This is a genomic window from Microcoleus vaginatus FACHB-2002 (assembly GCF_040004035.1).
In the GTDB taxonomy this organism is placed as follows: Bacteria; Cyanobacteriota; Cyanobacteriia; order Cyanobacteriales; family Microcoleaceae; genus Microcoleus; species Microcoleus vaginatus_C.
Genome location: NZ_JAMPLN010000002.1, coordinates 136,379 through 152,322 on the forward strand (window position 1 = coordinate 136,379; position 15,944 = coordinate 152,322).

The window sequence follows — 15,944 nt, forward strand, 5'->3', positions numbered from 1 at the left end:
CTTACGATTGCTTTGTTCCTCGCAATGACATTACCAAGGACTTCCAATCATCGTAAAGCCCGACCAATAATAAGGATGGGATAGATTTTCATTAGTCAGTTTAGCTAATTCGGACGGCAATTCTAACTCCTTATTTGAGTTTGACAAAATTAAACGGCCATTTTGAATGCGAACTTGACCTTTGAGCATGGCGATTTGAGCTTGCCGTAAAGCTTCAGCTTTAATAGGCGCGACTTTTAACCGATCGTAAAATTCAGCCATTAACCCTAAAGTACCTTCATCGCTGACGTTCCAAAGGGTCGCTAAAACTGACTTCACTCCTGCTTGCACAGCTAACCCCGCAAAACCTAATTCGGTGCCATCATCACCCACAGCAGTTTTGCAAGCGCTCAACACCAATAACTCAACTTTAGGTGGCTGATTCCACCCTAGTTCGCGCACGCGATCGAGTGTTAACCTGCTATCTGATAACTGAATATAAGAATTGCTCGGTGCTCCTGGCTTAAAGTATCCGTGAGTGGCCAGGTGAATAATCCGATAGGGTCTGTCTTTGCGCTGTGACCTAAGATTGTTGAGAGTAAAGGTTTGGTTGAGGAAGGATTCGCCTTTCCATTCGGAGGCAATAGCATTAAGTTCTGCGGGCACTGCTAGCAAGGGTGGGTTATTAGTAAATTGTGAGGCTCCCATTGCTAAAACTTCAGCATTTTTAACACTTGCATAGCTAGTATCGGTTAAGTTGACGCTGGGAATGAGTCCGATTCTGTACTTTTCTACTACAAATTGAGAACCGTCATGGAGGGCGGCTAAGGGGAGCAATCGCAACCCCGCATCCATACTAAAAACTAGCGTATCGATGCCCTGAGCTTTCAAATCAGCTTCCAAGGGAGCAATTATCCACTGGTAAAGTTGTTGGGATGCTGGCAAATAGCTCTCAGTATTTATGTTTCTGAGATTAAGGAGTTCATCCCTCAAATTGGCGACGACTTGCATCAAAGTTTCGCGCCGGGCGGCGGGGATGGCTTTATGAATGGGGAGGCCAGTAGGGGGGACGATGATCAGGTCTAATTGTTCAGGGCGGGAGAAGGCGTAGATAATAGCTGGTTTTTTACCAGTTTGGCTGGCGATCAGTCTCATTCTTTGCTGTATGGCGGTAAAAGATTGCAAGTCCCGCCTGATTTCCTGGTTGATGTATGACCCTACTTGTTCGCTATAGAAGATATCGATAAAGAAACTGGCTTGTGGGATATCGCCTTTATCGATCAGTCGTGTGATATCGCTGGCGCTAACTATATTTAGAGGCGATGCCGTTTGGACAACTTCGCTTTCCCAATCGGATCTGTAGTTAAAAAGAGATTCAATTCTATTAATGCTATTCAGCTTGCCAGATTGGGCGAGCGCATTGGTAATTGAGATATCCGGTAGTGGTGTGGGAGTATTTGGTGTTGGTGTGGGAGTATTTGGTGTTGGTGTGGGAGTATTTGGTGTTGGTGTGGGAGTATTTGGTGTTGGTGTGGGAGTATTTGGTGTTGGTGTGGGAGTATTTGGTGTTGGTGTGGGAGTATTTGGTGTTGGTGTGGGAGTATTTGGTGTTGGTGTGGGAGTATTTGGTGTTGGTGTGGGAGTATTTGGTGTTGGTGTTGAAGTATTTGGTGTTGGTGTTGAAGTATTTGGTGTTGGTGTGGGAGTATTTGGTGTTGGTGTTGAAGTATTTGGTGTTGGTGTGGGAGTATTTGGTGTTGGTGTGGGAGTATTTGGTGTTGGTGTTGGAGTATTTGGTGTTGGTGTTGGAGTATTTGGTGTTGGTGTTGGAGATGGCACGGAAGTAACGATCGCAATATTGCCCTGAGTGTAAGTGCTTGGCGGCACCGGCACCGGGAATTGTGGCGAAATAGTATCGGAACCTGATGTAATGGCTCCCGTCGTCCCATTCGTTGTCGCATCGCCGACAATAAAAGGTATACTAGTGCCCCCCGCATGGCGAATAGTAATCGCGCCGCCACCCGTGCCATTAGCGCTGGAAATGCTCGCATTTACACCGTTACTATCTGTAAAAGTGCCGCTGACTGTGAGAAGATTGCCAGCCGTGAGGTCAATACTGCCGCCAGTAGACTGAAGAGTGCCTGTAACGGCGATGTCGTTGGCAGCTTTGAGAGTAATATTACCCCCAGAAGTGGCGATCGCATCCAGCGCAATGTCCCCTGCTGATTCCAAAATCACAGGCCCGCCTGCTGTCGAAATCGCTCCCACTCCGATGCTATTGCCCGAAGCAACACCCGGAGAAGCAAAAAATGTCTCCCCTGCGGTGACATTCGGCGGCAGATTCGCAGCATTCGCCAGAGTCGAAACGCCCGATCGCAAAATTAAAGCTGCACTACCTGAAAGCACCGCCGCATCTGGATCGGCGGAACTTGACAAAGTAGTATCTGGCCCAGTGATAGTAATATCTCCCGCCGCGATCGCGCCTTTTGCTTCTACCTTAAGTGAGGTTCCAGTATAATCCCCAAATCTCACATCTCCCTCGGAGCTAATAATCGGGTCGTACAAACTCAGAAAACTGCCGCCGTTGCCAGACAATGTGAGAATAGAAAAATTACCACGCGCAGCGAAGTGAGCATCACCGGAAACAGTGCCATTGCTCAATAATGTGATATCCCCTGCGGATTGGAATGCAGGGCTAGGGTAATTTAGGGCGAAGATATCAATATTTTGATTACCTTGTATAGTAAGATTGCCACCTGCGATCGCCCTGAAAGGATAACTGCCATCCCGCACCCGCAGCGTATCTCCTGCCAACAGATACAAATTGTTCTCAGTAAGTAGCTGGCTTTCTACCAAAGTGAGATTACGTGCTGCCGAGAGTGTAGCATTCTGACTATTAACAGTAGAATTAGCGATCGCCACATCTCCGCTTTCCACCCTCAAACCCGCCGTCAAAACCACTTCTCCTGCACCGTTAACCGAGATACCAGTAGCAGAGTCCCTACCTGCGCCCGCAAGCAATTGTGGAAGAGACAAAGGCAGAGATAATTGCCCATTCTGTGCCAACAATCCCCCGTCAACAACCCCTATTTCTAAACTTAATAAATGTCCTTCTTGACTAAGCCGTATAGCATTTTTACCGGGAACAGCAGCGAGAATAATATTACCTTGGGGAGCATAGAGGGAACCAGTGCTGACAACAGTGCCGCCAATTAAACTTATACTTTGTCCCGGCAAAACAGCTAAATTACCTGCATTAATAATACTTCCCGGTTGGCTGAGATTAAAGTAAAAAGTGTTCGGAGTTCCTATCAGCGTAATGTAATCGTTCGCTCCAGCCACATTGAACAAACCGGAATCAAAACCGATGTTAGTAGCAGTAGTAGCTGTAAAGGCAGCCGGAAGATTCAAGCTAGCATTAGGGCCAAAGATAATGCCCGAAGGATTTATTAAAAATAGATTGGAATTGCCGCCACTTACTTGAATTAAACCGTTAATGATAGAAGGATTGCCGCCTACTACCCGACCGAGAATGTTGCGAATAGCGGGATTAGAGATAAAATTAGCAATCTGCCCTTCGCTAAGCCCAAACTGTTGAAAACTGTGGAAAAGATTCGCTCCATCTCTCGAAGTTTGGCCGCCTGTAATATTCAAGCGATCGCCGCTAGGGGTGACAGTAGTGCCAGTGCGATCGGGTGCGGGAACAATGGGTTGTGCTTGTAGAACCCCTGTACTGACAATAGTGGCTGCGATCGCTAGCATTGCAGCACCATGTATAGAAAAGAAGGCTAGTTTCATTAGCTTTGAGCTGGCAGAGCACGTATCTGACAATTATAACTTTAAGGTAGTGGCTGCTCAGTGCGGTCAACTGCGACGTAGACTTAGCGATTAAGAACCTCGTCACCATCAGGGCGGTTGCTTTACCTGAAACCCCAATTCTGCACCCTCAAATGTCACGCTCGGTTTTTACTTATTTTTAGCCACTAATAAAGCTATAATTTATAGTTTTATACCGTACATTGACTGATAAAAAACGTTTTAAAGCCATAATTTATTATTTTAAAAATAGATTTTTCTGCGTAATTATGCTGTGTCACACCCCAGGCTGCGTAATGTGGGCTGAAAATCAAAGCAAAAGTGCGATCGACTGTTGAGGCATCCTACAAATTAGGCGATCGCGATCGGGGCAACCAGAAAGTATTTGCAGGCTGGCACCCGAAAAACTAAACATTTGTTAACAAACCTTTTTTTTGCCTTTATAACGCGCTATTCTCTACACAAAGCTGGTGCATTTTGACTGCGCGTTAATTTATACCATAAAAATCAATATGCTCTCTATTGCAGGCGTTGCCGCCCAGACACTTCTCTATGAAAGTGCCAACTCTCTGGTTTACCGGGCCATTCGGGAAGCAGATAACCAACCAATCATCCTTAAACTGCTCAAAGAGAGCTACCCCACTCCTCAAGAATTAGTGCGCTACCGCACCGAATACCGCATCACCCAAGAGTTGAAAGAGGCGGGAGTCGTGCGAGTCTATGACTTGCAAAAATACCAAAACAGCCTCGTAATGTTTGTAGAGGACTTTGGGGGCGAATCCTTGAAAATATGGATGCAGCAGCGAAAGTTTAGCCTCAAGGAGTTTCTGCAAATTGCTATCAAAACCACTAAAATTTTAGGACAAATTCACAGCACCAACATCATCCACAAAGATATCAACCCTTCTAATATTGTTTACAACCCCCAAACGGAACAATTAAAAATTATCGACTTTGGCATTTCCACTCAGCTAACGCGAGAAACACCGAGCCTGAAAAACCCTAACGTTTTAGAAGGAACCCTCGCTTACATCTCGCCCGAACAAACTGGCAGGATGAATCGCACTCTTGATTACCGCACTGACTTTTACTCGCTCGGCGTCACCTTCTACGAATTGCTGACACGAAAACTGCCTTTTGAGACAGAAGATGCTTTAGAGTTGGTTCACTGCCACATTGCCAGACAACCAGTTCCTCCGCACGAAATAGAGCCAGTAATTCCCCTAATTGTCTCGCAAATTGTCAGTAAATTGATGGCAAAAAATGCCGAAAATCGCTATCAAACTGCCTTGGGAATAAAGCACGATTTAGAAATGTGTCTGGTTCAATTACAAGAAACCGATAGCATAGCAGAATTTGACTTAGGAACGCAGGATATTACAGACCATTTTCTGATTCCCGAAAAACTATACGGCAGAGAAACTGAAGTCGATCATCTATTAGCAGGCTTTGAGCGAGTCAGTACAGGTAGCGCCGAAATGATGCTGGTGGCTGGCTTTTCTGGGATTGGTAAAACCGCAGTAGTGAACGAAGTCCATAAGCCGATAGCCAGACAGCGTGGCTATTTTATAAAAGGCAAATACGACCAATTCCAGCGCAATATTCCCTTTAGTGCATTTGTGCAAGCATTTCGGGAATTAATGGGGCAATTATTATCAGAAAGTGATGCTCAATTACACACATGGAAAACCAATATTGTGACAGCAGTCGGTGATAGCGGGCAAGTCTTGATTGACGTGATTCCTGAATTAGAACACATCATTGGCGCTCAACCTGCTGCATTAGAATTGTCCGGGAGTGCGGCACAAAATCGCTTCAATCTGCTGATGCAAAAGTTTGTGCAAGTATTTACCCAAGCTGAACATCCGTTAGTGATGTTTTTGGACGATTTGCAGTGGGCGGATGGCGCATCTTTGAAGTTATTACCACTGTTAATGCAGGATACCGGGCATCTGTTAGTGTTAGGTGCTTATCGGGATAATGAGGTGTCACCTACTCACCCGTTTATGTTGACGGTGGATGAGATTGTGAAGTCTGGGGCAGTGGTGAATACTATTACCCTGCAACCGTTGAGTTTAGCAGATCTCAATCAGTTGGTAGCAGATACGCTGATTTGCGATTTATCCTTAGCTCAACCTTTGACAGAATTGGTTTATGAAAAAACTAAAGGTAATCCCTTTTTCTCGACTCAATTCCTCAAGTCTTTGTATGAAGATGGGCTGATTATTTTTGACCCCCCTATGTCCCCCCTTACTAAGGGGGGAAGTAAAGGGGGGTGGCAGTGCGATATTACTCAAGTTACATTTGCCGAAGCCTCGGATGTGGTAGATTTTATGGCGGTGCAATTGCAGAAGTTGCCGAAAGAAACTCAGGATATTCTAAAATTGGCGGCTTGCATTGGGGCGCAGTTTGATTTAGAGACATTGGCAGTCGTTAGCGAAGAACTAGCAGAAAAAACGGCATCATGGCTATGGAAAGCCTTGCAAGAAGGACTTATTTTAATGATTGCAGAAGGCTATAGCTGCTTCAGTTCAATACAGGATCAATCTAATATAGATTCTATTACTAATCCCACTTATAAGTTTCTGCACGATCGCGTACAGCAAGCTGCTTATTTTCTAATACCAGAAAATCAAAAGAAAGCCACTCATTTAAAAATAGGAAATTTACTATTACAGAAATATTCTGACATAGAAAGAGAGGAAAAACTATTTGATATTGTGGGGCATTTAAATCAAGGAATTGAGTCGATTGATCGATTAAGCGAACGAGAAGCCTTAGCCAAACTCAACTTAGAAGCGGGAGGTAAGGCAAGAAGTTCTACCGCCTACGCTGCGGCAAATATCTATCTGCAAACAGGGATTGAGCTACTGAGGGCCAACTGCTGGCAAAGTCAGTATGAGTTGACCCTGAATCTCTATATTGCTGCTGCCGAAGCCGCCTATTTGAATGCTGACCTTGATGGTATGGAACAGATGGCAGCACAGGTTTTGCAAAAAGCCCAAACAATTTTAGACAAAGTTAAAATTTACGAAATTAAAATCGTCGCCCATACAGTCCAGAGCCAGATGCTAGAAGCGATCGCCGTGGGGAGAAATGCCTTGGGGCAGTTGGGTGTTGAACTCCCCACCAACGTTGACGAAGCTTTAATTAGTAAAGCGCTAAAAACCTTGACCAGCCAACTCCAGAACAGGAAAATTGAAGAACTGGTTGACCTGCCTATGATGACCAATCCACAGACTCAGGCAGCTATGCAACTGTTAGGAATATTACCTGTAGCAATTTTCCAGGGAATGCCCGGTTTGCTACCCCTACTTAGCTCTACGATGGTGAGTTTATCGCTCGAATTTGGGAATGCACACGCATCGACGGTGGGGTACGCGATTCACGGCATGGTCTTGTGCGGCTTTTTGGGAGATGTAGAAACGGGCTATGGCTTTGGTAAATTGGCACTCTCATTGCTAGATCGCTTCAATGTGCAGGAATTCAAGTCCATAATTTTACTGATGTTTGGGGCCTGTATTCAGCATCACCAAGAACCTCTCTTGGCAACGATACCGACGAGCAAAAATGGCTATACGGCTGGCATGGAAAGTGGCGACTTTCTATACGCTGGCTACAACATAATGGGTTACTTTTATGCCCATTTCTTCGGTGGGGTAGAACTAGATACTTGGGAAACCGAAATAGTAAGTTACAGCGCTGCCTTGGCTCAGGTAAAGCAATATTCTGCCCAGGGTTTGTTGGATATGACGCAGCAGACGGTGAAGAATTTGAGGGAAGCTAGTACTCTCTCGGATTGCTTAATAGGCTCTGCCTACGATGAAACGGTGATGATTCCTAAGCACCATCAGAACAATGATCTGACAGCGATCGCCCTTGCTTACATCTATAAACTGCTGCTTGCGTACTCATGGGGTAATTACACGGCTGCCCTAGACCATATTGTGCAAGCCAAGCCGTATTTGATGGCAATATCAGGACAAATTTTTGCTCCCATTTTTTATCTCTATGCAGCCCTGACACACCTAGCACTTTTATCCACACAGTCAGAGCAGGAGCAAGCTTCCATTCTCGCCTTAGTGGAAACCCATCAAAGCACGCTGCAACAGTGGGCGAAAAATGCTCCCATGAATCATCTGCATAAATGGTATTTAGTTGAGGCAGAGCGGCAACGGGTGTTGGGCAATAAAGCTGAGGCGATTGAAATGTACGATCGCGCCATTTCTGGAGCCAAAGAAAATAAATTCCTCAACGAAGAAGCACTAGCTAACGAACTAGCAGCCAAATTCTACTGGGAATGGAGCAAAGAAAAACTTGCTCAAACCTACATGATTGAGGCATATTATTGTTATGTTCAATGGGGAGCCACTGCTAAGGTAAAAGATTTAGAAACGCGATATCCCCAGTTATTAAAACCAATTCAACCGGGAAATAAAAACACTAAAAATACTGCAAGAGTGACGCTCACTGGTTCAGGTAATAACTTAGATATCACCACAGTAATGAAGGCCTCTCAGGCAATTTCTGGCGAGATACTGCTGGATAAGTTACTGTCTAGCTTAATGAAAATTTTGATTGAAAGTGCAGGCGCGCACAGAGGATATCTAATTTTACCAAGCCGGGGTAAGCTATTAGTTGAAGCTGAAGGGACAATAAATTCCCAACAAGTCACCGTGTTGCAGTCAATCCCCGTTGAACATTGTCAGGAACTTTCGGAACCAATTGTTAATTATGTGGCCCGCACTCAAGAAAGCGTGGTACTAGATGATGCGGTTCGAGAGGGACAATTTACCAACGACCCCTACATCCAAAAGCATCAGCCCAAATCAATTTTATGCGTGCCGCTGATTAACCAAGCTCAAATCATTAGTATTGTTTACCTAGAAAATAATCTGACAGCCGGAGCTTTTACACCAGAAAGAGTGGAACTATTAAAAGTGTTATCTGGACAAGCGGCGATCTCGATCCAAAATTCTAAGCTTTATACAGAAGTCCGCGAAAGTGAGAACCGACTCGCTCAATTTTTAGAAGCAATTCCAGTGGGGGTGTCAGTGCTGGATGCTTCTGGCAAACTTTACTATAGTAATCGCGCTGCTATTCAATTATTGGGTAAAGGAGTTATTACTGAAGTCACCACCGAGCAAATACCAGACGTTTATCAAATCTATCAAGCTGGAACAGAGGAGGAATATCCCTCTGCCGAATTGCCAACTACGCGGGCGTTGAGTGGCGAAAGTTCCACTGTAGATGATATGGAAATTCACCAAGGCAACAAGATTATTCCGATCGAAGCTTGGGGTACACCAATTTATGATGAAAACGACAATATTTCTTATGCAATTGTAGCCTTTCAAGATATCACAGAGCGCAAAAAAGCCGAAACTGAGCGAATCAGGTTTACCAATGAACTGTTCCAACTCAACAAAGCTTACGAGCGTTTCGTCCCCAATCAATTCCTCCATTTTCTAGAGAAAGCAAGCATTATAGATGTGGAATTGGGCGACCAAGTGCAGTTAGAAATGTCGGTGCTATTTTCCGATATACGCGATTTTACTACGCTTTCGGAAAGTATGACGCCGGAGGATAATTTCAAATTTATCAATTCCTATCTTTCTCGTATGGAACCTGTTATTAATGAAAATAAGGGCTTTATTGATAAATATATTGGCGATGCGATTATGGCGCTGTTTAGTGGGGAAGCTGATAATGCTGTGAAAGCGGCAATTGCTATGCTGCACTGCCTGGTTGAATACAATCAAAATCGCGCCAATTGTGGTTATCTACCGATTCAGATTGGGATTGGCATCAATACTGGAACTTTGATGCTGGGAACGGTGGGAGGACAAAATCGCATGGAGGGCACAGTAATTTCCGATGCGGTGAATTTAGCTTCTCGCGTGGAGGGATTGACAAAAAATTATGGGGTGTCGCTGTTAATCACTCAGGAAACTTACTCGCGTTTAGAAAATCTATCCCAGTACGCAATCCGCACCCTCGATACGGTAAAAGTCAAGGGAAAATCTGAATTAGTAACAGTTTATGAGGTGTTTGATGCCGATCCGCCAGAAATCAAAGCGGGCAAGTTAGCTACGCTGGAATTGTTTGCAGAAGCTAGGGCAATTTACTGGGAAAGGAAGTTTGCTGAAGCGGGGCGGCTGTTTGCCGAGTGTTGGCGTCAGAATCCGGGCGATGCCGTCTCCAAAATTTATTGGGAACGCTGTCAGTCTACTTTAAGAAATCGCACAAAAATCAAAGATCGGCCACACAATTTAGATTAATCATAAAAGTCCAAAGCTCGATCGGTACATTAACAACTCAACATTTGTTCCAAAAACAAAAAAATTACCTTTCTAACGTGGTATTCTATAAACCAAGCTGGTGCGTTTTGACTTCGCGTTAATTTTTAGCAAAAAAATCAATATGCTCTCGATTCCAGGCGTTACCGTTGTGACACTTCTCTATGAAAGCGCCAACTCTCTGGTTTACCGGGCGATTCGGGAAGCCGATCGCCAGCCGATTATCCTCAAACTGCTCAAAGAAAGCTACCCCACACCTCAAGAATTGGTGCGTTACCGCACCGAATACCGCATAACCCAAGAGTTGAAAGAGCCAGGAGTCGTGCAGGTTTATGACTTGCAAAAATACCAAAACACCCTCGTCATGTTTGTGGAGGATTTTGGCGGGGAGTCACTGGCACTTTGGATGCAGCAGTGTCGGTTCCGCCTGGAAGAGGTCTTACTCCTCACGATTGAAACGGCCCGCAGTTTGAGTCAGATTCACGCTGCTAACGTCATTCACAAAGATATCAACCCTTCAAATATTGTTTATAACCGCGAGACAGGACAGTTAAAAATTATTGATTTTGGCATTTCCACCCAGCTAACGCGGGAAAATCCGGTACTGAAAACGCCCGGAGTTTTGGAAGGCACGCTTGCGTATATTTCGCCAGAACAAACGGGTAGGATGAATCGAAGTTTGGATTACCGGACGGATTTTTACTCGCTCGGCGTCACGTTTTACGAACTGCTGACAGGGAAACTGCCATTCGAGACATCAGACGCTTTAGAGTTAGTTCACTGCCATATCGCAAAGGTGCCAGTGCCACCCTGCGAAATCCATCCAGAAATTCCTAAAGCCGTCTCAGATATTGTGATGAAACTCTTAGCCAAAACTGCAGAGGAGCGATACCAAAGCGGGTGGGGAATTCAAGCGGACTTAGAAGTGTGTTTGAAGCAATTGCAACACATGGGCAGCATCGAATCTTTCCCATTAGCCAGTCAGGATATTTCCGATAAATTTCAACTGCCGCAGAAACTTTACGGCAGAGAGCGAGAAATTGAAACTTTATTGAGCGCCTTCGAGCGTGCGAGCGGGGACAAAAGCGAATTAATGCTGGTAGCAGGTTATTCGGGAATCGGGAAGTCAGCATTAGTGCAAGAACTCTACAAACCCATCACCCAAAAGCGCGGCTATTTTATTTCGGGTAAATTTGACCAGTACCAGCGCAACATTCCCTACAGCGCAATCGTTACGGCTTTTCGAGAATTAGTGAAACAACTTTTAAGCGAATCTGAAGCGCAACTGAACCAGTGGCGGGAGAAACTTCAATCTGCCTTGGGGAGCAATGGTCAAGTGATTATCGAGGTAATTCCTGAAGTAGAGTTGATAATTGGCAAACAGCCGGCGGTGCCTGCACTCGGTTCCCATGAGTCCCATAATCGCTTTAATTTAGTATTTCAGAATTTTATAAAAGTCTTTACTAAACCCGAACATCCTTTAGCAATATTTATTGATGATTTACACTGGGCAGATGGCGCATCTCTGAAACTGATAAAATTGCTGATGAGTTCTTCCTCACCCGCACTGTTTGTAATTGGCGCGTATCGAGATAACGAGATAACCTCCGGGCATTTGTTAATGTTAACACTAGATGAAATTGCCAAAACTGGAGCAATTATCAATCGCGTTTTTCTCTCGCCTTTGGCATTACCTACAGTCACTCAAATCATTTCGGAAACTCTCAAGTGTTCTAAAGAAAAAGCCAACTCTATTGCCGAGTTAGTGCATTTCAAAACCGGAGGCAATCCCTTTTTTATGAATGAGTTTTTGAAATCACTTTATACAGAAGGACTCTTAGAGTTTAACTTTCAGACCTTAGAGTGGCAGTGGGGATTAGCCCAAATTCAAGCCAGGGATTTTACTGATAACGTAGTCGAACTGATGGCAACCAAAATTCAAAAGCTGCCAAAAAATACGCAACTGAGGTTAAAGGTAGCAGCCTGCATCGGCAATAACTTTGACCTATCCACCTTAGCTATTACCAGTGAAAAAAGCCTTACAGATACAATTAATGATTTGCAATTTGCGGTGGCTGAGAGCTTAGTTGTACCTCTGGGAAATATGGGCGATTTGCTATTAGCGGCTAATGGAGAATTCTCCAATACCCAGTGCCTAGAATACAAATTTGTTCATGACAGAATTCAGCAAGCCGCTTATTCTTTAATTACCGAAAGCTACAAAGTAAATATTCACCAAAAAATCGGCGAAATGATATTGAAAAATACTCCTATTGACAAACTAGAAGAAAAAATATTTGACATTGTTAATCACCTCAATTTCGCCATTGAAATGATTTATATTCCGCAAAAAAAAGATGAACTGGCACAGTTAAATCTCATTGCTGGTAAGAAAGCAAAAGCATCGGCTGCTTATCAAGTCGCATTAGCTTACCTAACTCATGGTTTAAAACTTTTAGCGACGGATAGGTGGCAGTCTCAGTACCAAATAACACTTGCTCTGTATGTAGAAGCCGCAGAAGCAGCGTACCTGTGCGGCTACTTCGACGAGATGGAAAAATTAGTAGAAGCAGTGCTTAAAAACACTAAGATTTTACTGGATAAGGTCAAGGCATACGAAATCCAAATCTCTGCTTATAAAGCCCAACAAAGGCTTTTAGATGCCATCAATACAGGGATACAAGTCTTAAAATTATTAAGCGTAAATTTACCGGGCAATCCAAGTAAGTTAGATATTTTATTTTATCTGTTAAATATCAAATTAGCTTTGATGGGTCAAAAAATTGAAAACTTATTAAATTTACCAAAAATGACTGATCCTGACAAATTAGCAGCAATGGCTATTCTATCCAGAATAGCACCTGCCACATATCTTGCTGGTCATAAGTTAATGCCAATAATAGTCCTGAAACAAGTAAGCTTATCAATTAAGTACGGTCATGCAGCGTCATCTCCTTTTGCCTATGCTAGTTACGGGGTAATTCTTTGTGGGTTATTAGGAGAAATTGAATCAGGTTATCAGTTTGGAAACTTAGCTATTAGTTTATTAAATAAAATAGATTCCCTAGAATTAAGCTCTCAAACAATTTTGCTGGTTAATTATTTTATTAGGCCTTGGCAGAAACATATAAAGCAGGTATTACAGCCTTTACTTGAAGGCTATTCTAGGGGTATAGAAACGGGAGACTTTGAATATGCTGGTTATTCTGCAGCAGCTTACTGCTGCTATTTATTTATGTCAGGACAGGAATTAGCTATTGTTGAAGGAGAGATAGTAAAATACCGTAAGGCTATCCAGGAATTGCAGCAAGAGCGAGACTTTTCTTGCACTTTGCAGGTAGCTTTAAATTTAATGGGTAGTTATGACAATCCATGTTGCTTAATTGGAGAAGTTTACGATGAAAGAAAAGCACTTAGAAACGATATCCAAACAAATGATCGCACGGCAATTTTTTACTTCTACATTTATAAGTTGATGTTGCATTACCTCTTTCAAAATTATCAAGAAGCGCTGAATAATGCGGTACAAGCTAAAAAGTATTTAAATGCTGTATTAGGCTCTCTGAATATTTCTATGTTTTACTTGTATGATGCACTTGCTCTGCTATCTAATTATTATTCAACTCCAAAAAACCAACAAAAAAGACTTTTGCAAACAGTGCAAAGCCATCAAAGAAAAATGAAAAACTGGGCCCATCACGCCCCGATGAATAACTCACACAAATGTACACTGATTGAGGCAGAACTTTGTCGAGTTCTGCGTAAAGATTCTTTAGCCATGGATTATTATGACAAAGCAATTGCCCTTGCCAAAGAAAACGAATACATCCATGAAGCCGCCCTCGCCTACGAACTAGCCGCCAAGTTTTATTTATCCAAAGGCAAAGAACTGACAGCCAAAGCCTATATGCAAGAAGCACGTTACTGCTATCAACTGTGGGGTGCGGCGGCAAAAGTCAAAGATTTAGAAAAGCGCTATCCCCACCTATTCATGGCCAGTCAATCAATTATTAAAGATACCAAAACTACCACAACTGGCTCAGGCTCAAATTTAGATATTGCCACAGTAATGAAGGCGTATCAGGCAATTTCTGGCGAAATTATGCTAGATAAGCTACTGTCTAGCTTGATGAAAATTTTGATGGAAAATGCGGGGGCACAAAAAGGCTATCTGATTTTGTCAAGCCAGGGAAAGCTATTAATTGAAGCTGAAGGGACAATTGATGACGCTCGCGTTACCGTTTTGCAGTCAATCCCCGTTGAAGATTGTCAAGAACTTTCCTCCGCAATTGTCAACTATGTGGCCCGCACTCAAGAAAGCGTGGTACTAGATGATGGTGTCCGAGAGGGACAATTTACCAACGACCCCTACATTCAAAAGCATCAGCCCAAATCAATTTTATGTGTGCCGCTGATTAATCAATCTCAAATCATTAGTATTGTTTACCTAGAAAATAATCTGACAGCAGGAGCTTTTACGCCAGAAAGAGTGCAACTATTAAAAGTGTTATCTGGACAGGCGGCGATCTCGATTCAAAATTCTCAACTCTATACAGAAGTCCGCGAAAATGAAACGAGGTTGACTCAATTCCTAGAAGCGATGCCAGTAGGGATACTTGTACTCAAACCCAGTGGTACACCTTACTACGTTAATCAGAAGGGGCAGCAGCTTCTGGGAAAAGGAGTTGCGGCTGATGCCGCGCGCGAACAATTGGCAGAGGTTTATCAAGTGTATACCGCTGACACTTCCGAACCCTATCCTGTTGAAAAAATGCCTGGAGTGCGGGCCTTAAAGGGTGAAAGTTCCACTGTTAATGATGTAGAAATCTACCAGACTGACAAGGTTGTACCCATCGAAGTTTGGGGAACGCCTATCTATGATAATCAGAGCAATATTGTCTACGGCCTAGCAGCATTTCAAGATATAACGGAGCGCAAAAAAGCAGAAACTGAGCGAATAAGGTTTACCAATGAACTGTTCCAACTCAACAAAGCTTACGAGCGTTTCGTCCCCAATCAATTCCTCCATTTTCTTGAGAAATCAAGCATCATTGATGTGGAATTGGGGGATCAAGTGCAGTTAGAAATGTCGGTGCTATTTTCCGACATTCGCGACTTCACCACGCTTTCGGAAACGATGACACCGGAGGAAAACTTCAGATTTATCAATTCCTATCTTTCTCGCATGGAACCCGTCATTAATGAAAATAATGGGTTTATTGATAAATATATTGGCGATGCGATTATGGCGCTGTTTAACGGCAAGGCGGATCATGCGGTGAAAGCCGGAATTGCCATGCTACATCGCCTCGTTGAATACAATCAACATCGCGCTAAATCTGGCTGTGCGCCGATTCAGATTGGGATTGGCATCAATACTGGAACTTTGATGCTGGGAACGGTGGGCGGTCAAAATCGCATGGAGGGCACAGTAATTTCCGATGCGGTGAATTTAGCTTCTCGCGTGGAAAGTTTGACGAAAAATTATGGGGTGTCGCTGTTAATCACTCAGGAAACTTACTCGCGTTTAGAAAATCTATCCCAGTACGCAATCCGCACCCTCGATACGGTAAAAGTCAAGGGAAAATCTGAAGCGGTGACGGTTTATGAGGTGTTTGATTGCGATCGCCCAGAAATCAAAGCGGGCAAGTTAGCTACGCTGGAATTGTTTGCAGAAGCGAGGGCAAATTACTTGGAAGGGAAGTTCGCTGAGGCGGGGCGGCTGTTTGCCGAGTGTGGGCGTCAGAATCCGGGCGATGCCGTCTCTAAAATTTATTGGGAACGCTGTCAGTCTACTTTAAGAAATCGCACAAAAATCAAACATCGGTCACACAATTTAGATTAATCATA

Annotated in this window: 3 protein-coding genes; 2 read left to right on the forward strand and 1 reads right to left on the reverse strand. The window is 43.7% G+C overall.

The window, feature by feature from the left end; genetic code table 11:
• Window positions 1-30 precede the first annotated feature (30 nt).
• The gene (locus NDI35_RS02260; RefSeq protein ID WP_445311443.1) at window positions 31-3,741 is read right to left on the reverse strand and encodes a CHAT domain-containing protein; all 3,711 of its coding nucleotides are present in this window, start codon (window positions 3,739-3,741) and stop codon (window positions 31-33) included.
• Window positions 3,742-4,307: 566 nt separating this feature from the next.
• On the opposite strand from NDI35_RS02260, the gene NDI35_RS02265 reads away from it, so the two are divergent.
• Both NDI35_RS02265 and NDI35_RS02270 read left to right on the forward strand, forming a co-directional pair.
• Window positions 4,308-10,076 carry an AAA family ATPase gene (locus NDI35_RS02265; RefSeq protein ID WP_445311309.1) on the forward strand — a complete coding sequence of 1,923 codons (5,769 nt, stop codon included), beginning with the start codon at window positions 4,308-4,310 and terminating at the stop codon, window positions 10,074-10,076.
• A gap of 142 nt (window positions 10,077-10,218) precedes the next feature.
• Window positions 10,219-15,939 (forward strand): AAA family ATPase, encoded by a 5,721-nt coding sequence (locus NDI35_RS02270; RefSeq protein ID WP_445311310.1) that lies wholly within the window; start codon window positions 10,219-10,221, stop codon window positions 15,937-15,939.
• The last annotated feature ends 5 nt before the right edge of the window (window positions 15,940-15,944 follow it).